Here is a 25,739-nt window from a genome sequence, read left to right as displayed (position 1 = left end):
ATGTTGAATTACATGCGGTCTGGTGCGGAAACACCAACAAGACGCAGGACATTAGCAATGGTGGTACGCGCAGCACCAAGCAGTGCAAGTCGTGCCACGGTTTGAGAGGCATCCTCAGTGATTACACGTTCAGCTTTGTAATAACTGTGGAACATCGCAGCCAGCTCATATACATAACGGATGAGGCGATGTGGAGCATAACCTTCAGCCGCAACAGCAATTTCTGCTGGGAGCTCACCAATTTTGCGCAGCAGGTCATATTCATGCACTGCTGTCAGCTTGGAGAAGTCAATCTCAGCGTAATCAGGAATGGAGATCCCTTGCTCCTCTGCCTGACGGAAGATGCTGCAGATACGCGCATGCGCATATTGAACGTAGAATACAGGGTTCTCATTAGAAGTAGAGATCGCCAAGTCCATATCGAAATCGAGATGGGAATCCATGCTACGCATGGTGAAGAAATAACGAATCGCATCGATTCCTACTTCTTCCATCAAATCTTCCATCGTAACCGCTTTGCCGGTACGTTTCGACATTTTAACCTTTTCACCATTCTGGAACAGGCTGACCATCTGAGCAATCAGAACCACTAGCTTCTCAGGATCATTGCCAAGTGCTGACATCGCCGCTTTCATCCGCGGAATATAGCCATGATGATCCGCACCCCAAATGTTAATCATTTTATCGTAACCACGGCCATACTTATCGCTGTGATAAGCAATGTCCGGTGTAAGGTAGGTGTATGTGCCATCGTTCTTAATCAGAACGCGGTCTTTATCATCGCCATACTTAGTCGTTTGCAGCCAGGTTGCCCCATCCTGCTCATAAACTTCTCCACGATCACGAAGCTCATCTAGCGAGCGTAACACTTCTCCGTTCTCGTACAGGGAAGTCTCACTGAACCAGATATCGAAGTTTACGCGGAATAGTCCCAGATCACGTTTGATTTTATCGAGCTCTTTATTAAGTCCATAAGTCCGGAAAAAAGCTGCGCGGTCACTCGGGCTCATTTCGAGTAGTGTATCACCCTTTTCAGCCACAAGCTCTTTAGCAAATCCCTTAATATCCTCGCCATGGTAACCGTCTTCAGGCATTTCTGCTTCTTGGCCCAGCTCCTGCAGGTAACGAGTTTCAATGGATTTGCACAGGTTGACCACCTGGTTACCGGCATCATTAATATAATATTCCCGTGTCACCTGATAGCCTGCATAATCAAGTACGTTGCAAAGCGCATCGCCGACAGCAGCACCACGAGCATGTCCTAAATGAAGGCTACCCGTTGGATTAGCGCTGACGAACTCCATTTCAACCTTCTGACCTTGACCGATGTTAATACGGCCATAATCATCACCCTGCTCAGCAACAAGGCTGATAATTGGATACAAATAATTCTTGGACAACGTAAAGTTAATAAAGCCTGGTCCGGCAATCTCAGCTTTTTCAATAGAAGCGCTGCTAGTATCCAAATGTTCTATAATTGCCTCAGCAATTTGGCGCGGGTTACGTTTTGCGATTTTGGTCAGCTGCATAGCAGCGTTCGTAGCCAAATCACCGTGTGCCTTATCTCTTGGTACTTCCAGTACGATATCCGGAACCTCTTCCGGTGCAACAATTCCTGCATTTACAATTGCATCGGCAATGGCTTCTTTTACCCGTTCATTCACTAGCTCCAACGGATTCTTTCTCTGTGTCATAATTTCGGTTCCTCCTGTATATGCAAACTAATAGCAAACTTTCCTGACAATTCCTCGTATACGTACAAATCATATTCCCATGCAACCGTTAGGGAGCGCCCTTCGCGCACCACGTCCAGCTTGTTCGTTTCTGTAGAAAGATTAAACTGTGTATATGGTGAACGATAGAATCCCGGCAGACGCCGTCCGGATTGAAAGCTCTGTTCCGACTGTATCCCACCGTGGCGGATTAGCTTTAGCTGATTGCCTGCAATCTTTATTGTTGTACGAACAGAAATTTCCTCTCCTCGAGGGCCTTGCTCTAACTCTTCATATTGAATATATAGATGCGGTCCTTTGGATACTACCTCTCCATTCGCTTTCATAACATTCCGCTGACCATCTTGAAGGCTCACGAGCGTAATAGAGACGTCATATTTGTTAGACTGTAGTTCGGGCATCACACGTTCCTCCATTCTGCAAGCCTCTGCATTCTGCATAAGAAAAACGCCTGTCGTAAAACTTAAACATTTTTATATTCATTCAAAGGCCTATTCGCTTTCCCATTGTACACTATATCCAGTTCAAAGAAGCATTTCAATCTCAGAATCCATTAGATCTAGCTTAGCTCATAAAATTTTACCATATTGATGGATAAAAGCACACTTGGAACATGTAGTAAAACTGTACACAAGTGCAACCAACTTCATAATCACAAAAAAAACGGTTCCCTTAGGAACCGTTTAGAAAACTAAAAGCTATGCTCGCCGCTACCTTTACTAACCCGCCCGTTACAAGGACAAAATTTTCAACGAAAATCTAAGTTGCCAAGATGCGCCGCCATCTTTAGTTACATATAACGATGAATAATCGCGTTCGCGAACGGCTAGCCAGCCTTCTTTATTACTAGTGAACGAGATTACTCCTTCATACCCAGCAATCGTCGGAAGATTGGTCCACTGCTTGCCACCGTTATATGTGCGTCCTACCGCTACTTTTTCTGCTGCGTCGGAATAACCCACCAAGAAGGTCGTATTGTTCCCTATCAGCTCCAAATTTCCCGGTCTGCCAGACGCAGGCCCTTTATTTACTACAGCTCTTCCACTACCCGGAGCAGGCCCACCCCCAGCAGTTTCCTGAGCGATCACTCTATTCCAGCTTTTACCCTTATTCGTACTTGTATATAGGGAGTATGAGGTTTGACTCATCCCTGAGCCGCCATAGAGAACCACATCAACTTGATCTCCCTTTGAAGTGATTTGCCCATACTCTGGATCGGTAAAGGCTACCTTTAACGATAAACTCCAAGTTTTGCCACCATCTGCGGTCTTCATTACCCGGTAGCTGGTTCCAGGCACAGTTACAACGGCCCAGCCGGTATTACGATCACTGAAATAAGCACCGCGTGTATTGGATGGGGTTGAAATCTTACTCCAGCTAAGTCCCCCGTCCTTGGTGTAATACGTTGATGCCCTGTTATACCCGAAACCAATCTTACTGTCGATAAAATCGATTCTTTCAAAGCTAACAGCTTTATTCGAAAGTCTTTTCCATTCTGAGCCGCCATTAGAGGTACTGATTAAATATCGAGCTTGACCGTCTTCTACAGAAGCAAGGGCAAAACCATGCACGTTATCGGGAAAATCAATCTGTTTAAAGCTCCATTGGCCTTCATAAATTTCTTGAAAATTGCAGCCTCCATCAGAAGTGCCAATCATAAATCCATTGCCTGCTGCCCGTCCGATATCTCCATTCAGAAACTGAACATCAGAAAAGGTAAGCGGTGTGGATACGTCTCCTGAATGCTTGTTTTGCAGAGACTGTAGTAGCCCATGATCTCCAGTGCCGCACGCCGCTGGTGTAGCCGATGCCGCAGCATGTACAGAAGAAGCTGATGCACCCCAGCCTGAAACCATTATTAGCGTCGCCGAAAGGGCGGTTATTGTCGATCTGTGAATCTTTTTCGTCCAGTTCATAATGACACCTCCTATTGTATATATACCCTCGCTTTCAATCTCTACTCTTTTATACCTCCTGAAGCACGCATGATCCACCATTGAATAGTCACAAAATGGAAACAGTTTGTCATCTCCTATTTAAATCTCCTCCGGTGATAGTCCCTTTAACAGATCACCTAGTTATACAATGAATATCCTTCCAGTTCCTTTCCCATAATACAAGGAGAAGGGAGTCTGGTATCATGTCACGTGAATCAACGAGTCCACCCAAACGAAAAAGCCGCTTCCGCCGTTTATTCCGGCTGCTGGTAGCCATGATTATATTGTTTCTACTGACCACGGGAGCTCTGCTCGGTTACCTATACCAAAAAGATCTCCCTCCCATTGGCGACGATGTGCGCTCCAAGCTACTCGACTCCAGGGGCAATATTCTTGCCACCTTTACCTCAGACGGGCGTAGCCGTGAACCGGTCAAATTAAGTCAAATTTCTCCCTTACTCATTGAAGCCACACTAGCCGTCGAGGACCGTAAGTTTTACGAGCATTCCGGATTTGACATGAAAGGGATGGCTCGGGCCGTGCTCGTCAATCTGGAAGAGGGAAACCGAACGCAGGGGGCTAGCACGCTAACTCAGCAGCTCGCGAGAAATCTTTATCTCTCCCACGAGAAGACGTGGACGCGTAAAGCTAAAGAAGCCTTGTATACGATGCAGCTCGAGATGAAATACAGCAAAGATGAAATCTTGAACATGTATTTAAATAACATCTACTATGGCCATGGTGCCTATGGCATTGAAGCAGCCTCTCAAATGTATTTTGGTAAATCTGCAGCAGACTTAGACTTGGCAGAGAGTACCATGCTAGCTGGGATTCCAAAAGGACCAACCTATTATTCGCCGTACAATCATTTAGACAACGCTAAAAAACGCCAAAAAATCATTTTGACTGTCATGACCAATTTAGGACAAATCACACAAGAAGAAGCAGGACAGGCTGTTCAGGAGGACTTGAACTTAAAGCCACAAGGCCAGAAGGATACCACTGTGGTTGCACCTTATTTCAGAGATTATATCCGCAATCTGGCCACAGAATCTCTTCACATCAGCAGTGATGAGCTGGAACAAGGGGGACTAAATGTTTACACTACCCTTGACCCTGACATGCAGCATGCCGCAGAACAAGCAGTCGACAAAGAGATGGATCAAAAGAGTGATCTGGAGACCGCTCTTGTTTCCATTGATCCTCGCACTGGCTACATTAAAGCTATGGTCGGCGGAAAAAATTATCGTACCAACCAATACAACCATGCTCTAGCCACCACACGTCAGCCTGGCTCGTCCTTTAAGCCGATCATGTATTTAGCAGCACTCTCTTCTAAAGAGATGACTGGTCTTTCCGTTTTCAAAAGCCAGCCAACGATGTTCCATTATGATAACAATCGCAAAACCTACCAGCCTCGGAACTTCGGGGATAAGTATCTGGGCGAAATCAATATGCGACAAGCCATTGCAGCATCCGACAATATCTATGCCGTGAATACGATCATGAAGATCGGCGCGGATAAGGTGAGCGAGATGGCAGGCAAGATGGGCATTGATAGTCCGCTTCAAAGCGTGCCGTCACTGGCACTCGGCACCTCACCGATCAGTCCGCTAGAAATGGCTGCGGCATTCGCTGTTATTGGAAACAGTGGTCAGAAAATGCCCACCACAGCCATTCTAAAAATAACGGATTCTAATGGTATGGTGCTGTATGAAGCACCACAGCCAAAGGGTGAAGCCATTGTAGAGCCTTCTGCCGCCTATGTGCTGACCCGTTTAATGGAGGGAGTATTTGAGACTGGGGGGACAGGAAACCGCGTAGCTTCTATAATCAAACGTCCGGTAGCCGGCAAGACTGGAACTACGGATACAGACGGCTGGATGGTAGGCTTCACCCCCGAGCTGTCCACTGCAGTTTGGGTTGGATATGACAAGGGGCGCGACATCACAACTACCGATGGCCGACGGGCAGCTCCAATTTTCGCGGAGTTTACTGAAAAAGCGTTGGAAAATATCCCGCCTAAGATTTTTCCCATTCCAGATGGCGTAGTCAGTGTATACATCAATCCGCAATCCGGTAAGCTAGCTACAGCAGCCTGTCCCGAAAAAGAACTGGAGACTTTCATTAGTGGAACTGAGCCCACCGAATACTGTGATCAACATGGCAAAGTTCCCGCTGTCGATGATGTACAAAGCAAAGTAGATCCTGCTGAAGAAAGTCGTTCCCTGTGGAACAATATTAAACGCTGGTGGTTGAATTAACCTCTTCATTAATTGAAGAGGTTTTTCTTTTTTATTACTTATTTATTGTAGAATCCATAGGATGGCCAAACTCGATTTTCACTTCTCCCACAAAGGATGTAACCGCTTCATTAATTATATTCACCCCATTCTCTTAACTCACAATTACTGCTATAATAGTTAGTAGCAACCAAAATATAAAGATGTAAATGAGGGACATGGGATGAAGGATACAGGCATGATCCGGAGTTTAGACAGTCTTGGGAGAATTGTGGTTCCCGCAGAAATCCGTATGACTCGTAATATCGACATTGGTGATCCTATCGAATTTTTTATATTAAACGATAACACCATCATACTCAGGAAGTACACCTCGACAGAATGTACGTTTTGCAGAAGCCACGACCATGTCACCTACTATAAAGAGCAATTTATTTGCAGTAGCTGTCTAAAAGAAATTGCCGACCCTGAACGCATGTCTCAAGTGCCTGAGGCGCGCCAAGATTTTGCAGGCGAAGTGTCAGAACACAGCAGCACGATCCGGAAGACGAAGACAGAGGATATGTGCCAACGCCTGGAGCGGGCCATAGAAGAACATCCATATGCCAATCAGAAAGAGCTTGCTGAAATTCTTGGGATCAGTCAAGCCAGAGTAAGTCAACTCAAACGCAAACTTAGTACGGCAGGCAAATCGTAAACTAATTCATTGTGTTCAATTCAAAAAGGCTTCGACTCTCCTATTTCAGGATGTCGAAGCCTTTTTTCTGTATCAGGTAACCTTGACCGGGTAATTCATTCCTACTCGTTCAGTGTAGCCTTAAGCTCATCGGAGGACGCAGTCCACCATGCCTCATTATGAGAGATCAAGAGGGATTTGAGGGCAGCTTTTTCAACTGCGCCAAGCCCTCCCACATCGATTTTGCGTTTTAGAGCAGCATCCAACTTATTGACATGCTCGGCGAGAATTTTCCAACCGCGACGTGCTTCCGTATCGATCCACATTTCGCAGGCCGTTATTCCACCATAGAATTGACTATCCTGTGTACGGTCCACTGCTACCCATACTACCCAAACCTGTCTACCATTAGGTACATCTTCACGGTTCATGGAGAATTTAATCCCCTTTTCAACCTTACTCTTGGCATGCATGGCACCAATATCAATGACTGCTTCACCGCCATCAATAATGACAGGCGATACGTTATTGAGCTCTATAGAGCCTGCTCCAAAGCCTTTATGTTTACTTTTGGCATTCACAATATTTAAGGCAATCTGTTTCTTGCCCTCCGGTTGTATATTGTCCACGAGTGCACACCCTTCCTCTTACGAATAATTTAATTTTAGCTAATAATGCGGCGATTGCAAACATATACATCCCGTAGATGCTTGTCACGGGAGGAATCACACTATGAAGTCACTGTCATTAAGGTACATCATCATCTTTGCGACCCTGGCCACCCTCGTGCTATTAGGAGGCATATGGGTCTATTCGGGGGATAACTCCACATCTTCTGTTACTAGCTTTGTTTCAAAAGAGGCCAAGTCCTCAAGCGGCACAGCTCCTGCAGCTGCACCACAACAGACACTGCCTGAAAGCGCCCCCGTTCCAGCAGAAGAGGCATTAAGTCAACGAGTTGTCGAGTATCACATCGATGTTCAGCTTGTTCCTGATACAGAAACCTTAATCGCTTCTGAGACGGTAACCTGGACACACCCCGGTGTAAAACCGGTAAGTGATCTATATTTTCATATGTATCCAAATGCTTTTGCTTCACCAGATACTACCTTTATGAAGGAGTCCGGGGGAACGCTCAGAGGTGACACCATGCCAGAGAACGGCTTCGGAAGTATGACTTTAACCGATTTGCGCACAACAGAAGGAACATCACTAATGCAAAGAGTGCAATTTGTACAACCCGATGATGGTAACGTCAACGATAAGACACTCCTAAAGGTACATCTCCCACAGCCGGTTAATGGTGGAGAAAGTGTCACGCTTAAACTCCAGTACGAGGTCCAGCTCCCCAAAATATTTGCCCGTATGGGCGCATCAGGCAATTTCGTGATGGCTGGGCAATGGTTCCCTAAACTTAGTGTATACGAGCCTATGGGCACACGCGGGGTTAAGGAGGAAGGCTGGGATTTGCATCAGTACCACGGCACCTCTGAATTTTACAGCGATTTTGGCATCTTTAATGTAACGATTGCGGTTCCTTCCGACTACACGGTAGCTGCGACCGGATTTCCTGTGAAGAATGCCAAGCTAAAGCAAGATCAGAAAATATATCAGTTCTACGCTGACGATGTCCATGACTTTGCGTGGGCGGCATCCCCTGATTTTACAGTAGCGGAAGAAGCCTTCTCTACGCCAGAAGTGCCTGGTGTACGGATTAAGGTGTATCTCGATCCATTACACAAAGACTTAAAGGAACGATACCTTCAGGCCGCTAAGGCAGCTCTGACCTACTTCAGCAAATGGTATGGTCCTTATCCCTACTCGACTCTGTCTATTATCGTTCCGCCTAAGGAGGGGAATGGGGCTGGAGGAATGGAGTATCCAACACTCATTACAGCGTTTGGAGCCACAGACTCTTCTCCTGACACCTCACTTGAAAGAACCGTCGTTCATGAAATTGGCCATCAATACTTTTACGGCATGGTAGCCAGCAATGAATTCGAAGAGGCTTGGCTAGATGAAAGCTTCACTTCTTATGCTGAAGACAGACTCATGGAGCAAGAATATGGCATCAAAACGAATCTCCCTCTTCAGTCCAGCTTGGTGACCAAATCAGAGCCGCTAAATTTAGAAACATGGAAATATGCCGGGGCAGAATCCTATAGCCGGAATGTGTATATTCGTGGAAAGCTAGTACTTAAGGATATTGAACGCCAAGTAGGCACTAAGGCAATGAACAGCATCATGTCCACTTACGCACGCAAATTCCGTTTCCAGCACCCCACTACGTCTGATTTTCAAAAAGTCATTGAGAAGGTAACCAAAAAATCATGGCAGCCTTATTTCCAAGATTATATTTATGGTGGTGGTGCTCCTGATTTCTCAGTAGATACGATTACGATTAAAAAGAATGGCAACAGCGATGCTCAGAGCTATGAATCCATAGTAAAGATTACAAACAAAGGGAGCCATTACGTTGACGTTCCCATTAAATTCACATTCGCCGATGGCTCTGCTACAGAGCGGGTCTGGAGCGGTGAAGGAGCAGAGACTACCTTCCAATTGTTAAGCGATAAGCTTCTGCTCTCTGCTGAGGTTGATCCTGAGCATACCATTCTGTTAGAAAACAAACATCTTAATAACTTCAGACTGGCGGAAATAGAGCCCAAAACGCTCTCCCGCTGGACATTAAGTGTAACTAAACTAGTTGAAACCGTGCTCGGAACTCTTGTCTGGTGAGGTGAATGATTGTGAGAACATCGATAACCCGCGGCTGGCAAAGCATGAAGGAGCAATTTTATATTCTGATTCTGCTCTTCATCTACCGACTGCTCTGGGGCTACTTTATGTACGGCTTCATCCGATCTGCTATCGTTCCAATTCTACTACGTTATCCAGATAAAGACGCTGGAGGCAGCGGAATGGGCAGACTACTCTATTATGTCGAAGGGCAGTTCAGCTTGAACACAGATCCTGCGATACGTACTTGGTTATGGATGTTCCTAGGGCTTGTTGTCTTACGACTGCTACTCTCCCCCTTCATAAGGGCAGGATTACTGCATGAACTCCATCAGGAGCGAAAAGGAGAGCGTGGCCTGTTCTTTTTTCCCGGTATGAAGCTTTATGGATTTCCAGTGTTTATCTTCAGTCTAATCGAATGGGTGCTGGCTCTACTTCCGTTATACTGGCTTGCTCCAAAAATGTACGGGCTATTCTTGTCCTCCTTTCTGAACTACTCTTTGTTACTTCATCTAGTTCCATACGTATTGGCATGGCTTATATACATCTTTATCGTGCGCCTGTTCCTTCTATATATGCAGTTTGGTTATACCAGCGGCACGGGGATATTCTCCTCCTTATTCATTTGCTTGAAGTCACTGATTCCGGCAATAGGAATTTCAATCGTACTTGGTGCAGCAGGCCTGATCCTTTTGCTAGTGTGCGGAATAACGGGTATCTTCTATCCTGGCCTACCAGCACTTCTTATTCGTCAACTTTCATCACTGCCCTCAACACTCTTCAAAATGTGGGGAATTTCAGCTCAATATCATCTATGGCACAGTAAAGCATTTCCACAATAATTTGAAGCATTACAGAACATAATATAAGAGTCCCGGTTCCTGAATCAGGAGCTGGGACTCTTTCGCGTTATAGACAAATTATGAGGATTTGCAAAATCGTAAAGACTTTGTTACAATAAGTCCTGTTCCATTGGTAACAAGTTTGTAATCATTTGAAACGATTTCTACATAACTTCATGTATTTGTCGTAGTCATGTCGATAAGTCACTATCTGGTGCATAAAACGCCGAATTCCTTGCACCGGGAAGTGGGGGAACCATATTTTGGGTGAATTGATCTCGCTTTGCAGTGATCATAGGGGAACCTTCTACCGAATCCTTAAGCTAACCTCACAGGCATTGGAAGGGGTACAATTTTTTTGAAGAATTTAAGAAAAGCATGCGTCGCTGCGGCGCTAGGACTTGTGATGGCGTTCTCTATTGGTGGAGGAAGTGCCTTTGCAGATTCTAAGATGGACAGTGTTATTTCAAAGACAATTGGAGTTACCTATAAAACCGGAGGCACTAGCACTGCCGGGTTTGACTGTTCTGGATTTACTACGTATGTATTCAAGAAGGTGGGTCTTTCTTTGCCCCGTACTTCAAAAGCTCAATATAATGTCGGAACTCCTGTAGCCAAAAGCAAATTGCGTTCAGGTGACCTAGTTTTCTTTAACACATTGGGCAACGGCGTATCCCATGTCGGCATTTATGTTGGAAACGGAAAATTCGCACAATCATCATCTTCATATGGCGTGACCATAACTTCACTTAGCCAGTCCTACTGGGCCAATCGCTACGTTGGTGCTAAAAGAGTAATGAGTACTTCCTCATATCAAGCTATAGCCTACGATTAATACTTCCCCACAACTATAACCTCATAATTACATTATATAGACCTGGGTTTGATTATTGACTTAATCGAATCCAGGTTTTCTTTTGCCTTATTATATTCTTTACACCTCTAGAACGGACTTTAAACACTTTTATTTGATAAAAATTTCAATAAATATAAAAATTAGTTTAATATTATCGCTTACATATGCATTTTGTCTTTAAAAAAACGAATTTTTCTGCATGATTATGTTAAAAACGATTGCCAAGCGGCACTCTGTTTGTTACAATAACTGCAGTAAGATTTTAGTAACATTTTTGTAATCATTAAGTTGTTATTTACAAAGGTTTTGTCATGTATTGATTACAAGCTATTCCTAATCAACAGTATCAGCCGAGTTTCCTAACTATTAGGAAAACGGGGGAACCAACTTTGGGTGAATTGACCTCCATTTTTAGAGGGGTCATAGGGGACCTTCAACCGAACCCTTAAGCTAACCTCGTAGGCATCCGGAAGGGGTATAAACTTTTGAAGAAGAAGCTAGCAGCAGCAGTACTTAGCTTTTCCATTATTTTCACCATCGGAGCAGGAAGCGCTTTCGCGGATTCCAAAATGGATAAAGTGATCGACAAGACCATCGGAACTAAGTACGTATCCGGCGGCATCTCCACAAATGGATTTGATTGCTCCGGATTTACAATGTATGTATTTGATAAAATTGGTATAAACCTACCACACCAATCAGGTTCCCAGTATCAAATGGGTACTGCTATCTCCCAAGATGATTTAAGATCTGGAGATCTTGTATTCTTCAATACAAGTGGTAAGGGTGTCTCCCATGTTGGTATTTATGTCGGTGAAGGCAAGTTTGCACACGCATCTTCCTCACGCGGTGTAACGATTAGCTCCCTGAGTGATAGCTACTACGTGAAACGCTACATCGGTGCTAAACGAATTATGAGCACGGATGCTTATCATTCTGTTGCTTCTGAGACAGAAGATAATGATGATGTTCAATAAGTAAATCGTACATAGGCTCTTTTCCAAGATGTTGATTCTTGGGGAAGAGCTTGTTTTTTGTCTTATTTAGTATTTACCCCTCTCAGAATTTGTAAAACAATAATCCTCATAAATTTCTGAGTCGACCATGCCTCTTTTTGTATATAATTAGTTACAAGCATAAACGCCTTCGATGTCCTTATAAGGACCATAAGTATTTTAAGCTAGAAATATAAGACATTTAAAGTTCCCCCGTGAAAGGAGGTCCTTGACCTTATGATAAATCCCTCTGTTACTTTTCATGTAGCGACTATGGAGACCAGTCACGCGGAAGAGATTTGCAACTGGGATTACACTGCCCCTTATAATATTTACGGCTGGATGCCGTGGGAGCAAATGCAGGCTCTTGGAATCGAGTTCGGTGACCCTCAGCTACGGAATGAGCAATATGTCTCCATATTAAATGGGCAAGGGATTTTGTGTGGATTCGCGCAGTTGTTTCCAATGGAAGGGGTTGTTCGCTTGGGGATTGGTATGCGCCCTGATCTATGCGGTCAAGGTCTAGGAAAAATATTCATGGATGCAATCGTGCAAGCAGCCTTGCTTCGTTATCCTGAGCGTGAGATTGATCTAGAGGTATTGACCTGGAACCAGCGGGCGATCCGAACTTACCAAAAGTGTGGATTTACGATTACCGATACGTATGAACGCCTAACCCCCACAGGAAACAAACCTTTTTATTGCATGGTCTATGATAAATAATATTAAATTCCATATTTTTCAATGATTTGATGGCATTATCGTTCATTTTTTTGTCACAAACCCTATGATAACGCTTCACCTTGAGCTATAATGTAGGGAGCAGCTTACATAGAAGGGACGAACTGGGATGCAGAAATGGATCATGAGCGGTTTGTTTTTTGCCGCCTGTGCCTTTGCGGTAGTACTTATGTTTACACTTCCAGGTAAAGAAGAGGTAGCTGAACAGAATAAGCCCACGATGCCGGAAGTTCAATTGGATGCAGCAAAAGCGGAAGCAACCGTGAAAGCCAGCTGTATCACCTGTCACGGCGATCAGCTTCAAGGTGGAGTTGGACCTAGCCTTCAAAATGAAGGTAGTCAGCATGATGCTGAAGGAATCTACAGTATCGTCACTAAAGGACGAGGTCAAATGCCTTCCTTTAAAGAAAAGCTAGCCCCTGAGGAGATTGCAAACGTCGCCCTCTGGCTCTCAGAGAAAAAGTAACAGTAACTACTACCTAAGCAACTAAAAACGCCCGTGCCAGAAGATAGTTCACTATCTGCGCACGGGCGTTTATTTATGAGTTTGGGCGACACTAACGATTTTTCTCAAAGGCTTCATTAAATTCATGTGCCTCTCGAATATCTAGAGCTGTAATACCGTCTTCCTCATTTGATTTCAGTCGTAAAGTCACTATCTTATAATCAATTGTAATATGTGGATGGTGATCAAAGGCTTCTGAAATGGTGGCTACTTCATCAACGAAAGCAATACCCTTCATATATTGGCTGAACATATATTTTCGCACCATGGTATTCTCTTCCAGCTTCCAACCTTCCAGCTTGCTGATCTGCTCACGCAGTTCTTCTTCGGTAAATAACAATTCGTTTCCTCCCTTACTAAAAATTGCAGTAAAATCCGCAGGTCCCTTTACTCGTCTTATTCGTTAAACAAAACATCCCTTAGCTTCTGAGGTCCAAGGGATGTGCCAGGATAAAGGCAATATTTTCGATTAAATGTATTCAAGAATCCCAGCGATTATAACTCGGCTACACCAATTTTAACACGGGCTACTAACTACGGGCAAATTACGCCCCGCGCCCCCTCTTCTTAAATCAAAACAACAGAGGCTAAATCCTCTTCTCCGACTAAAATATTAATGCGGTGCGTGTCCTTATCGTAAATGATAACGCCGCTCCCCACCTCAATCATAGGTTCATTACCCAGCGCGAAGAAAAGATCCTCAGCCAGTGCCTCCCATACCTCCATCTTGGATTCCTGCGGCAATTCTTGCCACTCTTCCGGATCCATTTCAAAAAATAAGTACCCATCGGAAATTCTTCCGACAGCCTCAGTCAAATCCGTTAGGATTTCACCGTAATCTCTACCATGCTTTACACCCACATGTATCACTCCGTTTTCTCCACAGATGAATAATTACTTACCTTATCCATTATAGCCGAAAAAATGACTTCACAAAAAACGGAATGATGTCGATAAATAAGAATATACGTTATTCGGTTTCGAACAGAGTGCCTTGCCGCTGTTTCAAGGATGATATACGCGGCTTTGTCGGAACACATCTTATAATCTCATGGACGAGGTGCATAATGGAAATTTCAACAATACTTGGTTTAATTTTTGGTCTAGTTGCAGTTATTTGGGGTATGATCCTCAAGCACGCTCCTCTTCACGCTTTAGCCACACCTGCTGCTTACGTTATTATCTTAGTGGGTACGGCAGCTTCCATCTTTATGGCCTTTCCGTTCTCGGAGGTCAAGAAGATTCCAAGTCTGTTTAAAATGATTTTTGTCAAAAAGAAATTAATCAGTAAATCCGAATTAATTACTATGTTCATGGAGTGGGCTTCTATTACACGGCGTGAAGGTCTGCTGGCTCTTGAGTCGAAAGTCGATGAAATAGAAGATAACTTCCTCAGAAATGGCATGCGGATGATTATTGATGGAAATGATCAGGATTTTGTCCGCGATGTTCTCATGGAGGACATCCACGCCACAGAGGATAGACATAAAGCAGGCGCACTCATTTTCTCACAAGCAGGTATGTATGCTCCTACACTTGGCGTACTCGGGGCCGTTATCGGACTTATCGCCGCTCTGGCTGATATGAGTGATATGAACAAATTGGCTGCAGCAATCGGGGCTGCCTTCATCGCAACACTACTCGGTATCTTTACAGGTTACGTATTATGGCATCCTATCGCCAATAAGCTGAAACGACTTTCCAAACGTGAAATTGAAGTTCGAATGATGATGGTCGAAGGTCTTTTGTCCATACAATCCGGTGTATCCACTATTGCCATCAATCAGAAGCTTGCTGTCTTCCTGACACCTTCGGAACGAGCTAAGTTAAATGATGAGAAGGAGAGTGGATCGGGTGAGCAAAAAGACTAGACGACACGAAGAGCATGAAGAACACGCCGATGAATCGTGGCTACTGCCTTATTCTGATCTTATGACCCTTCTGGTAGCCTTGTTCATCGTAATGTATTCTATGAGTGCAACGGATGCCAAAAAATTCGAAGAGATGAGTCAAGCCTTCAGTTCTGCTCTTAATGGCGGTACAGGTGTTCTTGAAGAGCGGGCGGCAATGCCATCTAAGAGTCAAGAGGATTTAGGAAAAAATGATCAAATGGATAAATCAGTAACCAAGAAAAATGAACAAACAGAAATGGCTAAGCTGCGGCAAAAGGAACAAGAGGATTTAGAGAAGCTTAAGAAGCAGTTTGATCAATATATCAGCAAGAACGGCCTTACCGATCTACTCAGTACTAAGCTCAATCAATCCCAGCTTATGATTACGATAAGTGATAACGCGTTGTTCGCATCCGGACAGGCAGTAGTTAAAGATGATTCTCGACAATTAGCAAAGTCCATCTCAACCATGCTGCAGCAATTCCCGGATTATGATGTAGTCGTGCAAGGACATACCGATAATATCCCTATCTCTAATAGCGACTATTCTTCCAACTGGGACCTGAGCGCCGATCGCGCCCTTCAGTTCATGAAGATCTTGCTAACAAATACGAACCTGAATCCACGGAAATTTAGTGCGATTGGATACGGGGAATACCACCCCATTTCTGAAAATACAACAGCTGTTGGACGAAGTAAGAACCGCCGGGTTGAAGTATCCATTATTCGTAAATATCAAGAAACCAAAGAGTTCTCAGGTATTGCTCCTTCCGATGAATAATGGTTATCCTATTACAAACATAAAGAGCTGTCCCAAGGTCTTAGACCGATGGAACAGCTCTTTTTTGATACATTGTATTCAAATCTAGGCTTTTCTAAGTTATAGAAGTTCGTAGTTCAGTGTAGCTCCAAGTTCTTGCTTCTCTTCAGCAGACAGCTCACGCCATTCTCCTGTTTGTAATGCCCCTAGACGAATATTCATAATCCGAATGCGTTGAAGCTTTCTAACCTCGTAGCCAAAAGCGCTGCACATACGGCGGATCTGACGATTCTTACCCTCCGTCAAAATAATACGGAATACACGCTCTGTAATACGAGTGACCTCACAAGGTAGCGTCTTCTCACCTAATATCTTTACGCCACTGGACATGCCGGTAATAAATGATGGCGTAATCGGTCTGTCTACAGTAACAACATACTCTTTTTCATGCCGACCTTCGGACCGTAAAATCTTGTTAACGATGTCCCCATCGTTGGTAAGCAAAATCAATCCTTCTGAATCCTTATCGAGTCGCCCAATGGGGAAGATTCGCTCATGATGACCTACAAAGTCAACAATATTCCCCTTAATATGCTGCTCTGTAGTTGAAGTGATACCCACTGGCTTGTTTAACGCAATGTAAACCGTCTGGCTTGATGTTTCAAGCGCAACACCATCTATTCTCACATCATCGCCTGGAACGGCCTGACTGCCAAGCACAGCAGGTTGTCCGTTGATCGTAACTCTACCACCTTCCACCAGCTTATCTGCTTCACGGCGTGAACAGTACCCTGTCTCACTGATGAATTTATTAATTCTCACGTTGTCCTTCACTCCGTTCATCCTTAATATTAAGCCAAGGGCTATCCGTACCAGCTGCAGGCAGCTTGATCATAACAGTTGTCCCTTGACCCACTTCACTTTGTATTTCCAAATGACCCTTATGAGCCTGAATAATACGTTGGCTAATCATTAGCCCTAAGCCTGTTCCCGACTCCTTATTGGTGAAGAAGGGCTCACCCAGCTTAGGCAGCATATCCTTAGGAATTCCTTCGCCTTGATCTGAAATAAGAATGAAGACAGAATCCAAGGTATTTCTTAACTCCATTGAAATCACACCACCATCAGGCATAGCTTCAATAGCATTTTTGACGATGTTAATAAACACCTGCTTTAGCTGGTTCACTTCACAATGTACGGTGGATGGATATTCAGAGAATGTCGCACTAAACTGAATCCCAAACAAATGAGCTTGACTGTCTAATAGAGAAACCACATCACCAAGGATATCCCGCACATCTTTTTCCTGGAAATGAACAGCTTGAGGCTTGGCCAAAATCAAAAATTCACTTACGATCAGATTAATCCGCTCGAGCTCGGACAACATCAGTTCAATATGGAGGGGGACCAAAATCTGCTTTTCTTGTTGAAGCTGCAGAAATCCTTTTAGCGTCGTAAGAGGATTACGAATCTCATGAGCTACTCCCGCGGCTAATTGGCCAACTGTAGTCAGCTTCTCAGAGCGTCTAAGCAGTTCCTCCATTCGGTTACGTTCTGTCATATCACGTGAGACGTGAATAAAGGAATGTGGATACCCGTCTTCATCACGAATCACTGAGGTACTAACACTAACTTCAACAATTGTTCCATCACGTTTAAGTCTTACCGTTTCAATTGGTGGTAGAACGGCACCACTCTTTAACGCATCAAGCCGCTCTTCCTCCTGCTTAAGCGCTGTCGCAGGCACAAGGTAAGGCTTATTCCCTAGCACCTCTTTGGCACTCCATCCATACAGCTCTTCGAAGGCTCTGTTCGTACTAGTAATTCGGCCGTCCATATCGATGGTATGTATCGCATCAGAGGTTCCATTAATGACCGATTCCAAATGCTCCTTAACCGCTCGGTTCTCTTCCAGTGTCTGTTTGAGTCGATTAGTGCGCTGCATGAGATGAGCCGTCATAGCGTTGATTCGTAGTGCCAGTTGCCCTAACTCATCCCGGCTAGTTACCTTAAGTGGAGGCTCGAATTTCCCTTTGGCTACATCGTTTACTTTGGCAAGTATCGCCTGAATAGGACGAGTAACAAATCCAGACAGTATGTAACTACATAACAAGAATAATGTAAGTAATAACAGTGAAGTTGTCAGATTATTAATTAATTGTTCGTGAACCACAGATGAAATCACGGAGTAATCCAAAACGACTCCAATCACATAAGCTTTCAGTCCAGGAGATTGGATAGGGATGAAGCTTTTGAGCACTCTTTTTCCAAGCACTTTCGTCTCCAGTGTAACCGGCTTCTGCTTCTCCTGAGCCAATAGAATCGCTGTTCTATCCTGCTCCACATTACCATAAGTATAGGTGCCGTACTTAATGGGACGGTTACCAAGATTCTTATTCAATGTGTCAGTTCCATCAGCCTTCATACTTGCTGAACCAAATGTTACTGGGTTAAATCCTGTGAGTTCTAAGATCCCTGGATTAGCTTCTTTAGTCTGCGCTGCGATTTGATCGGGATTGGTAATCTTGACATAGTCGCTGGCTGCAGTATTGAGAATAACAGGATTTATGATGTAGTTGCTCTCTTCATCATGGTAATATCCCCATTTTTCAATGAAATCGAGATTGTAGGTTGAATAATCAAAAGGGCCTGACCAAAAATGGTCCATGGCCTGCCCCTGACCCACGGATACCTCCTGATTATCGAACAACTCCAAAAAGGCCAGATACCAGTACCCCCAGTCCTTTGTGGACACCCCAATATCACTAGGTAGCGAAGACCTCGCTATTACAATATCGTTATCAGTCTTTACCAGAATTGAAATATTAGACACGCCCACCTTGGAAGTTAGGGCCTTAAGTTCTTCATTCGTCACATTCCTATAGTCGGGGTCCAGCTCCTCGGAGGCAAAGATAGCCGCCATCCTTAAATTATGCGCAATTTGATATTCTACATAGTTAGAGCTATAGTTACTTTGTTCTACAGAAACGGCCATTTGCATAGCGGTTAGTTGCATATTATTAATACTTTCATTCCGTAGATTATTTTGGGCGGCATAAAGGTTAAATGTCAGGTTCAGTGCTAAAATTAGCAACACCGCCCCAAAAATAATAGCAGATAGTTTTGTCTTTATGGACAAACTGTTTGTTCACCTCTTATCCACTGGTAAATCCTTGCGGGGCCTACAATAAACATCATACCTTTTGCCCTCACATTTGAAAAGACATTTCAATGTAGCGTTCCAATTCAAGAAATATTGAAATTCAAAAGGTCTTTCTCTACAATATACAAGTATAAATGCCTTCGGCGTCCTTATACGGACGGGGAGCATTTAAGCGCGAAATATAAGGACAAAGTATAGCGTGAAACTTATACTTTCTTATATTTTAAGAAACCATCCACAGCTTATGCACATATAAACATTTTATTATAAAACGATGTGTACAAAAATGTGTATAAGTAGGCGGTTATCCACAGAGTTATGCACATTTTGTTAAGAACGAATATTTGTTCGTTGTACAATGGATATAAAGGAAGGGAAGATGATCTTGAATATTAAAGCAGGTGAATCGCTAGATGATATGCGAGCGGTTCATGAACACTGGATGAGGCAGGCGATAGCAGAAGCCCGCAAGGCTGAAGCATTAGGGGAGGTTCCCATTGGGGCGGTCATCGTACGGCATGGTGAAATTATCGGACGTGGATACAATTTAAGAGAAACTACAATGGATTCTACAGCTCATGCAGAAATGGTTGCCATTCGTGAGGCCAGCAATGTCATGAACTCATGGCGACTGCTGGATTGCCAGCTGTATGTTACTTTAGAGCCTTGTCCTATGTGTGCGGGAGCGATTGTACAATCAAGAGTACCCCTCACTGTATATGGCACTCCTGATCCTAAGGCTGGATGTGCTGGGACCCTCATGAACTTGCTTGAAGAACCGCGTTTTAACCATCGCACCGAAGTGATTCAGGGGATTTTACAAGAAGAATGTGCAGACCTACTGACCTCATTCTTTCGTCGTTTACGTCAAAAACCATCGAAACAAGCATAAACGCCTTCGGCGTCCTTATAAGGACGGTAAGCGTTTAAGCGAGAAATATAAAACATAAAGTATAGGTGCTAAACTTATACTTTCTTATATTTAAAAAAAGGAGAGACCTGAAATGACCCTTACTTTATATCATACCTCACATGGCATCTATATTTCTCCTCTAGAGCTAAAGGATACAGAGAACTTACTGGAGCTGCGTTTGAATAATCGATTAACACATGAACCATTTGAACCAAAGCGCGATGAGCAATTCTACACTTTGGAGAGTCAACAACGGATCATCAATCAGCGTCTGGTGGATGCTCAGGAGGACAAAGCCTATATGTTCGGTGTCTATCTGCTTGATGGACAACTAATAGGTCAAATCACGCTATCTAATGTCTCAAGAGGTATAGCTCAATATGCTGATTTAGGCTATTTAATGGATTATCGGATGCAAGGAAAAGGTTATATGACGGCAGCGGTCGGATTAATTCTAGGCTATGCTTTTCGAGCTTTAGGTCTTCATAGGGTTCAGGCAGCCATCTTATTGCATAATGAGGCTTCCCGGAGGGTGCTGGAGAAGAGCGGATTTAAACCTGAAGGTATCGCCCGCCAGTATCTCAAAATAAACGGTCAGTGGCAGGATCATCAAACCTACTCAATATTGGCCGAAGATGTATTACCGGATGAACATAAATAACTTCCTACTGACTCGTTCAGAATTAAAATCTTTTTTTCTAATAAAAAGACCCGCATGGGCGTATATCATACGCAACATGCGGGTCTTTCTCTCGTAACTTCTTATTAATAAGTCCCCAAGCTACCGAATTGCTCCTCTAGTTGATCCATTGTAATTACATCATCGCCCTGAGGAATGCCAATCTTGAACTCTGGCTTCTCGTTAATCTTGCCATATTGACCTGTTCCGTTTACAGAGAAGGCTACGTTCGTGCCATCTTCCGGATCATTTACTTTAATGTCCATCAATAAATCCTGATACACAGGGAATCCGTCTTTATTGATCGCTGTATTGTAGTGGAACTGATTAATTGTAAGATACTTATCAAGATCCGCCAAACTCTTATCGAATTCAGTTCTAGTTTCACTTGATGTGATCTCTTCTTTAGCCTTAGCCAGATCAGCATCATTAATCTGCAGCATATCCTTGTATTCTTCCTTGCTCACAATATCAATGATTTTAGGCAGGGCATTATTCACAAAGATGGTGATTGCTTCTTTAACATTATCGTTTGTCACTTGGAACTGAACGACTTGTTTAGCTTCAACACCTTCTGGTAAATTTGCTTCCTTTGGACTAAGCTCTTTGAAATACTTTCCTTCATCGTATTCAGCTAGTACAGTGTCCATCACTTCATTAGAGAACTTTTGCATTTTCTGCGTATCCAGAGAGCTTGGATTAAACTCAGCACCCTCTTGCTCTGCCAACGCCTTCAGATCCACCTCTACAAACTTGTTAACGATTGTCTCCGGAATCGGGAAGAACGGAATCGATGGAATCTTAACATACAGCTTCTCAGTGGTCATCACCATAGGGACATTGAAGCTCATGCTCATATCGCCCTTGAGATTCAGAACCATAGTTAGCTCTGTCTGCATTGGATCAGCCTGATAAACCCCGTCGACGGTAATATCAGCATTCTTGAGCATGCTGAGTACCTGTGTGGTCATTGCAGCAGATTCAGCATCAGCAGTCTCGATGGTTAGATCATTGATCGAGAATTTACTCTTCATCTCATATGAAGACATCGTAGTCGCTTTTGACGCGGCTGATTTTAAGGCCTCTTTTGGCGCCTCCTGTTTACTTACACATCCTGGCAGAATTACTGCTGCTGTAAGCAACAGTGCCGCAGCCGATAAACCCCATTTTTTGTTCATTATTTTTCTCCTCTCCCATGTAAAAAAAATCTCCCCCACTTATCATAAACTATTTGTAAAAATCAAGAAACACTTCTTTATAATTCTTATTGTTTTTATTTGTTATCCTTGCGGATTATGATGGTCTACATGATTGGCTTGTTTCACCTTTTTAGAGCCAGAAAGTGGTTCTGGTGCAGAAGAATTATGCTCCTTTCTACGCTGGCCATCGTTGGGCTGTGCCCCGGGAACTGGAATACTTTTTGGCTTTGACATTGTTCATTCCTCCTAAGGATTAGTTATATTCTGTAGAGCCTGAGCACATTCGTGAATTTGCCGTGAATACTGCTGTGCTAATAGCTGTACTGCATCACTATGCTCATCAATATGAATTCCACTCTGCTCCACATCAAGCAGATCAACAGCGACCTCCCTGCTATCTACATACCTGCAACGAAAATCAAGTGAGTATCCTTGACGTCCTGCTGCATTAAAATGAATAAGCAGACTATTCGGATCACCATCATCCGCTAGTACATTGAAACTGTCCCCATCCTCCATTAACGCAGGCAGGCGTTCTTGCCAGGCCGAGACAAGATTATGCTGATCTACTTCCAATTGTCTGTCCATAATTATGATCATCCTCCTTCTCTAATACATTGCGGAGAAATCAATCTTTTTATTCTCAATGGAACTAGGTTCATCAAACAATAACTAAAACTGTACCAGTTCAAGCACAACAAAAAAACCGCCTCCAAAGGAGACGGTTTCTATCTGCTTATTTCTTAAAGTTCATAAAGGAATGGCGGAGAGGATGGGATTCGAACCCATGTGGGCTTGCACCCTAACGGTTTTCAAGACCGCCCCGTTATGACCGCTTCGGTACCTCTCCAAATGCATATAAATTTCACATGCATTAGTAATTGTACCATATGGTGCGAAGAAAAAGCAACTATTTTCTTAAATAGTTTTAGGTTGGATCGATTTTACATTGCGCATATACGGTTGTAGACATTCCGGAATCAGAACACTACCATCCTCTTGCTGATAATTCTCAAGAATTGCTGCAACAGTACGCCCAACAGCCAAAGCAGATCCATTCAGTGTATGAACAAATTCAGGTTTGGATTTCGGATCTTTACGGAAACGAATATTTGCCCGACGCGCTTGGAAGTCCTCCGTATTCGAGCAAGAAGAGATCTCACGGTACATTCCACTCTCAGGCAGCCATACTTCCAAATCGTACGTCTTAGCCGATGTAAAGCCCATATCAGCTGTACATAGCCCAAGTACGCGATAAGGCAATCCAAGAAGCTGCAGCACACGCTCAGCATCTGCTGTCATTTTTTCTAACTCCTCATAAGAGGATTCAGGAGTAGTAAGCTTCACCAGCTCTACCTTGTTGAATTGATGCTGACGGATCAGACCGCGAGTATCACGGCCAGCTGAACCCGCCTCAGAACGGAAACAAGAGCTGTAAGCTACATGATACTTAGGTAGATCTGCTGCTGTCAAAATCTCTTCGCGATAGTAGTTGGTTACAGGTACTTCCGCTGTAGGAATCAAATAGTATTCAGTATCACGTAACTTAAACAGATCTTCCTCAAACTTAGGAAGTTGCCCCGTTCCGTACAAACTGTCTTTATTCACAATGTATGGCGGCAGCATTTCTTCATAGTTATGCTCACCACTGTGCAGATCCATCATAAAGTTAATAAGCGCCCGCTCTAAACGTGCTCCCAGTCCTTTATAAAAAACAAACCGAGATCCCGTAACCTTCGCTGCAGCTTCAAAATCAATAATATCGAGCTGCTGCGCAAGCTCCCAATGTGATTTCGGAGTAAATCCGAATTCCTTTGGCTCCGACCAGCGACGCAATTCTACGTTATCATCCTCAGATTTACCAACTGGAACTGAATCATGAGGAATATTCGGAATACTCATAGTAAGTTCAGCAATCTGAACTTCCAATTCACGCACTTCGTCATCAAGCTCTTTAATTCGGTCAGATACCGTACGCATTTCTGCAATTAGGTCATCTGCTGGCTCACCATTCTTTTTCTTCTTCGCTACTTCACCAGATACCGTATTACGACGGTTCTTAAGACCTTCTGTTTCTTGCAGTAATTCACGTCTGCGTAGATCAAGTTGTGGAAAATCAGCAATTAAATCCAGTGATTTACCCCGTTTCTCTAAGGCTTGTTCAACTCGAGCGTAATCACTGCGTAATACTTTTACGTCTAACACAAAGTTTCCCTCCTGAAAACAGCCTAAACTCTTTCAAATTGCTGCTTACAGCTTTGAAAGAGTCAGAATGTTCTTATATGCGATTCTGTTGTTGCACTTGCCTAGTAGCCTCTACCATATCAGCAAAATATTGATGCAGTCTGAAATCATCGGTCAATTCTGGATGAAAAGAAGACACCAGCAGGTTACCCTCCCGTGCAGTTACAATCTCATCATTATAGACTGTAAGCACATCTACATCCGGGCCTACCTCGTTGATAAGCGGTGCACGTATAAAAACAGCACGAACCGGCTCATCAATTCCTTTAACCTCCAGATCACATTCAAAGCTTTCCCGTTGACGACCGAATGCATTCCGAGCCACCGTAATATCCATTAGCTCCAAATGCCCTGGTTCGCCGCCAGCAATTTGTTTGGCCAGAACAATCATACCCGCGCATGTTCCAAAAATCGGCTTGCCCTGATGGGAGAAATTACGTATGGCTTCGATGAAGCCATATTTTCGCATCAGTTTACCGATCGTTGTACTCTCACCTCCAGGAATAATTAGGCCATCAACCTCCTCAAGCTGCTCTACTCGCTTGATAGGTACGCCCACTGCTCCGGTCTTCTCTATACTAACAATATGCTCCGTAACTGCGCCTTGAAGCGCCAGCACTCCTATTTTCATCCGGCAACCTTCTCTCTATTAACGGCCACGCTCCGACATACGTTCAGCCGGGGTTAGAGTTGCAATATCAATCCCCTTCATTGGTGCGCCAAGATTCTTAGATACTTCTGCAATCAGTTTGTAATCAGTATAGTGTGTAGTGGCTTCAACGATCGCACGGGCAAATTTCTCAGGGTTGTCCGATTTAAAAATACCTGAGCCTACAAACACACCATCCGCACCTAGATGCATCATCAGGGCAGCATCGGCAGGAGTTGCTACACCGCCAGCAGCAAAGTTAACAACCGGCAGCTTACCAAGCTCATGCACTTCAAGCAGTAGCTCGTAAGGAACTCCCAGGTTCTTAGCTTCATTATATAGCTCATCCTTGGACAAATTAGTTACTTTGCGGATTTGACTATTGATAAAGCGCATATGACGCACTGCTTCAACAATGTTGCCTGTTCCAGGTTCACCTTTCGTACGGATCATGGATGCACCTTCGTTAATACGTCTCAAGGCTTCACCCAAGTCTTTAGCTCCACATACGAACGGAACAGTGAACTCACGTTTATTAATATGGAAGACTTCATCAGCAGGAGTAAGAACTTCACTCTCATCCAAATAGTCAACACCCAAGGATTCCAGAACCTTTGCTTCTACGTAATGGCCAATACGAGCCTTAGCCATAACAGGGATACTTACCACTTTGATAACTTCTTCTACAATTGTAGGATCGGCCATCCGTGCTACACCGCCAGCTGCGCGAATATCAGAAGGCACGCGTTCCAATGCCATAACAGCTACTGCACCCGCAGCCTCAGCAATTTTTGCTTGTTCTGCATTCATGACGTCCATAATGACGCCGCCTTTTTGCATTTCTGCCATGCCTCTTTTAACTCGCGATGTTCCAGTTTCCATGTCCTAGCCCCCCGAATGATCTATCTTAATCTAACTTGTAATTTTACCCCAATGAAGGTAAATATACAATCCACTTACTCGGATTTAACGC

Annotated in this window: 26 protein-coding genes, 1 tRNA gene and 2 riboswitches; of the genes, 12 read left to right on the top strand and 15 right to left on the bottom strand. The window is 43.9% G+C overall.

The annotated features are described in order from the left end of the window. Positions 1-8: 8 nt before the first annotated feature. The 3 genes from argS to MHI27_RS00575 all read right to left on the bottom strand — a co-directional run bounded on the left by argS (position 9) and on the right by MHI27_RS00575 (position 3,649). Positions 9-1,694, bottom strand: a complete 1,686-nt coding sequence (argS, locus tag MHI27_RS00585) for an arginine--tRNA ligase (protein ID WP_405175363.1) — start codon at positions 1,692-1,694, stop codon at positions 9-11. After that, positions 1,691-2,134, bottom strand: a complete 444-nt coding sequence (locus tag MHI27_RS00580; protein ID WP_339248356.1) for a DUF1934 domain-containing protein — start codon at positions 2,132-2,134, stop codon at positions 1,691-1,693. The genes argS and MHI27_RS00580 overlap by 4 nt, the downstream gene beginning before the upstream one ends. Positions 2,135-2,464: 330 nt before the next feature. Then, positions 2,465-3,649, bottom strand: a complete 1,185-nt coding sequence (locus MHI27_RS00575; RefSeq protein ID WP_405175362.1) for a hypothetical protein — start codon at positions 3,647-3,649, stop codon at positions 2,465-2,467. 224 nt (positions 3,650-3,873) lie between these two features. Here MHI27_RS00575 and MHI27_RS00570 point away from each other — a divergent pair, with 224 nt between their 5' ends. Next, on the top strand, positions 3,874-5,934 hold the full coding sequence (locus tag MHI27_RS00570; protein WP_405175361.1) for a transglycosylase domain-containing protein: 2,061 nt from the start codon (positions 3,874-3,876) through the stop codon (positions 5,932-5,934). Positions 5,935-6,136: 202 nt separating this feature from the next. Beyond that, positions 6,137-6,610, top strand: a complete 474-nt coding sequence (locus tag MHI27_RS00565; RefSeq protein ID WP_076286897.1) for an AbrB/MazE/SpoVT family DNA-binding domain-containing protein — start codon at positions 6,137-6,139, stop codon at positions 6,608-6,610. 101 nt (positions 6,611-6,711) lie between these two features. On the opposite strand, the gene MHI27_RS00560 is transcribed toward MHI27_RS00565, so the two are convergent. After that, complete coding sequence (locus MHI27_RS00560; protein WP_341126939.1) at positions 6,712-7,218, bottom strand: YwhD family protein; 507 nt, start codon at positions 7,216-7,218, stop codon at positions 6,712-6,714. A gap of 103 nt (positions 7,219-7,321) precedes the next feature. On the opposite strand from MHI27_RS00560, the gene MHI27_RS00555 reads away from it, so the two are divergent. The 6 genes from MHI27_RS00555 (at position 7,322) to MHI27_RS00530 (ending at position 13,228) form a co-directional block, all read left to right on the top strand. Beyond that, entirely contained in the window at positions 7,322-9,328 is a 2,007-nt protein-coding gene (locus MHI27_RS00555; RefSeq protein ID WP_405175360.1) for a M1 family metallopeptidase, read from the top strand. A gap of 11 nt (positions 9,329-9,339) precedes the next feature. Then, on the top strand, positions 9,340-10,170 hold the full coding sequence (locus tag MHI27_RS00550; RefSeq protein ID WP_405175359.1) for a hypothetical protein: 831 nt from the start codon (positions 9,340-9,342) through the stop codon (positions 10,168-10,170). Between the two features lie 214 nt (positions 10,171-10,384). Further along, a riboswitch (cyclic di-AMP (ydaO/yuaA leader) is annotated at positions 10,385-10,523 on the top strand. A 53-nt stretch (positions 10,524-10,576) separates the two neighbouring features. Continuing rightward, a complete protein-coding gene (locus MHI27_RS00545) occupies positions 10,577-11,005 on the top strand; it encodes a C40 family peptidase (RefSeq protein ID WP_405176673.1) in 429 nt (142 codons plus the stop codon). Positions 11,006-11,364: 359 nt separating this feature from the next. Then, positions 11,365-11,506: riboswitch (cyclic di-AMP (ydaO/yuaA leader) on the top strand. A gap of 5 nt (positions 11,507-11,511) precedes the next feature. Beyond that, positions 11,512-12,003: a C40 family peptidase gene (locus MHI27_RS00540; protein ID WP_042183954.1), complete on the top strand. Its 492-nt coding sequence runs from the start codon at positions 11,512-11,514 to the stop codon at positions 12,001-12,003. A 255-nt stretch (positions 12,004-12,258) separates the two neighbouring features. Beyond that, positions 12,259-12,744: a GNAT family N-acetyltransferase gene (locus MHI27_RS00535; protein ID WP_405175358.1), complete on the top strand. Its 486-nt coding sequence runs from the start codon at positions 12,259-12,261 to the stop codon at positions 12,742-12,744. A 127-nt stretch (positions 12,745-12,871) separates the two neighbouring features. Further along, positions 12,872-13,228: a cytochrome c gene (locus MHI27_RS00530; RefSeq protein WP_283909730.1), complete on the top strand. Its 357-nt coding sequence runs from the start codon at positions 12,872-12,874 to the stop codon at positions 13,226-13,228. Positions 13,229-13,319: 91 nt separating this feature from the next. Here MHI27_RS00530 and MHI27_RS00525 read toward each other — a convergent pair whose 3' ends face one another. Both MHI27_RS00525 and MHI27_RS00520 read right to left on the bottom strand, forming a co-directional pair. Further along, positions 13,320-13,607: a 4a-hydroxytetrahydrobiopterin dehydratase gene (locus MHI27_RS00525; protein ID WP_149647696.1), complete on the bottom strand. Its 288-nt coding sequence runs from the start codon at positions 13,605-13,607 to the stop codon at positions 13,320-13,322. Between the two features lie 227 nt (positions 13,608-13,834). Continuing rightward, positions 13,835-14,128 carry a hypothetical protein gene (locus MHI27_RS00520; RefSeq protein WP_042131745.1) on the bottom strand — a complete coding sequence of 98 codons (294 nt, stop codon included), beginning with the start codon at positions 14,126-14,128 and terminating at the stop codon, positions 13,835-13,837. Positions 14,129-14,334: 206 nt separating this feature from the next. Here MHI27_RS00520 and motA point away from each other — a divergent pair, with 206 nt between their 5' ends. Both motA and motB read left to right on the top strand, forming a co-directional pair. Continuing rightward, positions 14,335-15,138 carry a flagellar motor stator protein MotA gene (gene motA / locus MHI27_RS00515; protein WP_076286892.1) on the top strand — a complete coding sequence of 268 codons (804 nt, stop codon included), beginning with the start codon at positions 14,335-14,337 and terminating at the stop codon, positions 15,136-15,138. Then, positions 15,122-15,940 carry a flagellar motor protein MotB gene (gene motB, locus MHI27_RS00510; protein ID WP_042183946.1) on the top strand — a complete coding sequence of 273 codons (819 nt, stop codon included), beginning with the start codon at positions 15,122-15,124 and terminating at the stop codon, positions 15,938-15,940. The genes motA and motB overlap by 17 nt, the downstream gene beginning before the upstream one ends. 99 nt (positions 15,941-16,039) lie before the next feature. On the opposite strand, the gene rluF is transcribed toward motB, so the two are convergent. Both rluF and MHI27_RS00500 read right to left on the bottom strand, forming a co-directional pair. Continuing rightward, positions 16,040-16,741 (bottom strand): 23S rRNA pseudouridine(2604) synthase RluF, encoded by a 702-nt coding sequence (gene rluF / locus MHI27_RS00505; RefSeq protein ID WP_076286905.1) that lies wholly within the window; start codon positions 16,739-16,741, stop codon positions 16,040-16,042. Next, a complete protein-coding gene (locus MHI27_RS00500; RefSeq protein WP_076286891.1) occupies positions 16,731-19,058 on the bottom strand; it encodes a sensor histidine kinase in 2,328 nt (775 codons plus the stop codon). The genes rluF and MHI27_RS00500 overlap by 11 nt, the downstream gene beginning before the upstream one ends. A 442-nt stretch (positions 19,059-19,500) precedes the next feature. Between MHI27_RS00500 and tadA the strand changes: the two genes are divergently transcribed. Beyond that, positions 19,501-19,974: a tRNA adenosine(34) deaminase TadA gene (tadA, locus tag MHI27_RS00495; RefSeq protein WP_218641875.1), complete on the top strand. Its 474-nt coding sequence runs from the start codon at positions 19,501-19,503 to the stop codon at positions 19,972-19,974. 112 nt (positions 19,975-20,086) lie between these two features. Continuing rightward, positions 20,087-20,656 carry a GNAT family protein gene (locus MHI27_RS00490; RefSeq protein ID WP_340973618.1) on the top strand — a complete coding sequence of 190 codons (570 nt, stop codon included), beginning with the start codon at positions 20,087-20,089 and terminating at the stop codon, positions 20,654-20,656. 104 nt (positions 20,657-20,760) lie between these two features. Here the strand turns inward: MHI27_RS00490 and MHI27_RS00485 are convergent, their stop codons facing one another. From MHI27_RS00485 to pdxS, 7 genes are all read right to left on the bottom strand, one after another. Further along, positions 20,761-21,852, bottom strand: a complete 1,092-nt coding sequence (locus tag MHI27_RS00485; protein ID WP_405175357.1) for a hypothetical protein — start codon at positions 21,850-21,852, stop codon at positions 20,761-20,763. A 102-nt stretch (positions 21,853-21,954) separates the two neighbouring features. Beyond that, the gene (locus tag MHI27_RS00480; protein WP_042183936.1) at positions 21,955-22,107 is read right to left on the bottom strand and encodes a small acid-soluble spore protein P; all 153 of its coding nucleotides are present in this window, start codon (positions 22,105-22,107) and stop codon (positions 21,955-21,957) included. Between the two features lie 12 nt (positions 22,108-22,119). Continuing rightward, positions 22,120-22,461, bottom strand: a complete 342-nt coding sequence (locus MHI27_RS00475) for a hypothetical protein (RefSeq protein ID WP_042183934.1) — start codon at positions 22,459-22,461, stop codon at positions 22,120-22,122. A 173-nt stretch (positions 22,462-22,634) separates the two neighbouring features. Next, positions 22,635-22,723 (bottom strand) — tRNA-Ser (locus MHI27_RS00470). A gap of 68 nt (positions 22,724-22,791) precedes the next feature. Beyond that, on the bottom strand, positions 22,792-24,078 hold the full coding sequence (gene serS, locus MHI27_RS00465; RefSeq protein ID WP_076301054.1) for a serine--tRNA ligase: 1,287 nt from the start codon (positions 24,076-24,078) through the stop codon (positions 22,792-22,794). A 73-nt stretch (positions 24,079-24,151) separates the two neighbouring features. Further along, positions 24,152-24,748 (bottom strand): pyridoxal 5'-phosphate synthase glutaminase subunit PdxT, encoded by a 597-nt coding sequence (gene pdxT / locus MHI27_RS00460; protein WP_379426155.1) that lies wholly within the window; start codon positions 24,746-24,748, stop codon positions 24,152-24,154. 18 nt (positions 24,749-24,766) lie between these two features. Further along, positions 24,767-25,648, bottom strand: a complete 882-nt coding sequence (gene pdxS, locus MHI27_RS00455; RefSeq protein ID WP_042123186.1) for a pyridoxal 5'-phosphate synthase lyase subunit PdxS — start codon at positions 25,646-25,648, stop codon at positions 24,767-24,769. Between the last annotated feature and the right edge of the window lie 91 nt (positions 25,649-25,739).

This window comes from Paenibacillus sp. FSL H8-0261 (assembly GCF_045040645.1).
Classification (GTDB): domain Bacteria; phylum Bacillota; class Bacilli; order Paenibacillales; family Paenibacillaceae; genus Paenibacillus_AQ.
Note: the sequence above shows the minus strand (reverse complement) of the source record. Positions and strands in the feature narration are given on the sequence as shown.

Coding starts and splice junctions, on each gene's coding strand:
- MHI27_RS00480 (WP_042183936.1), bottom strand. CDS start 22,107: ATGTCAAAGCCAAAAAGTATTCCAGTTCCCGGGGCACAGCCCAACGAT.
- MHI27_RS00570 (WP_405175361.1), top strand. CDS start 3,874: ATGTCACGTGAATCAACGAGTCCACCCAAACGAAAAAGCCGCTTCCGC.
- MHI27_RS00490 (WP_340973618.1), top strand. CDS start 20,087: ATGACCCTTACTTTATATCATACCTCACATGGCATCTATATTTCTCCT.
- motA (WP_076286892.1), top strand. CDS start 14,335: ATGGAAATTTCAACAATACTTGGTTTAATTTTTGGTCTAGTTGCAGTT.
- MHI27_RS00555 (WP_405175360.1), top strand. CDS start 7,322: ATGAAGTCACTGTCATTAAGGTACATCATCATCTTTGCGACCCTGGCC.
- argS (WP_405175363.1), bottom strand. CDS start 1,694: ATGACACAGAGAAAGAATCCGTTGGAGCTAGTGAATGAACGGGTAAAA.
- tadA (WP_218641875.1), top strand. CDS start 19,501: ATGCGAGCGGTTCATGAACACTGGATGAGGCAGGCGATAGCAGAAGCC.
- MHI27_RS00575 (WP_405175362.1), bottom strand. CDS start 3,649: ATGAACTGGACGAAAAAGATTCACAGATCGACAATAACCGCCCTTTCG.
- MHI27_RS00565 (WP_076286897.1), top strand. CDS start 6,137: ATGAAGGATACAGGCATGATCCGGAGTTTAGACAGTCTTGGGAGAATT.
- pdxS (WP_042123186.1), bottom strand. CDS start 25,648: ATGGAAACTGGAACATCGCGAGTTAAAAGAGGCATGGCAGAAATGCAA.
- MHI27_RS00485 (WP_405175357.1), bottom strand. CDS start 21,852: ATGAACAAAAAATGGGGTTTATCGGCTGCGGCACTGTTGCTTACAGCA.
- MHI27_RS00535 (WP_405175358.1), top strand. CDS start 12,259: ATGATAAATCCCTCTGTTACTTTTCATGTAGCGACTATGGAGACCAGT.
- MHI27_RS00475 (WP_042183934.1), bottom strand. CDS start 22,461: ATGGACAGACAATTGGAAGTAGATCAGCATAATCTTGTCTCGGCCTGG.
- MHI27_RS00545 (WP_405176673.1), top strand. CDS start 10,577: ATGGCGTTCTCTATTGGTGGAGGAAGTGCCTTTGCAGATTCTAAGATG.
- MHI27_RS00580 (WP_339248356.1), bottom strand. CDS start 2,134: ATGCCCGAACTACAGTCTAACAAATATGACGTCTCTATTACGCTCGTG.
- pdxT (WP_379426155.1), bottom strand. CDS start 24,748: ATGAAAATAGGAGTGCTGGCGCTTCAAGGCGCAGTTACGGAGCATATT.
- MHI27_RS00530 (WP_283909730.1), top strand. CDS start 12,872: ATGCAGAAATGGATCATGAGCGGTTTGTTTTTTGCCGCCTGTGCCTTT.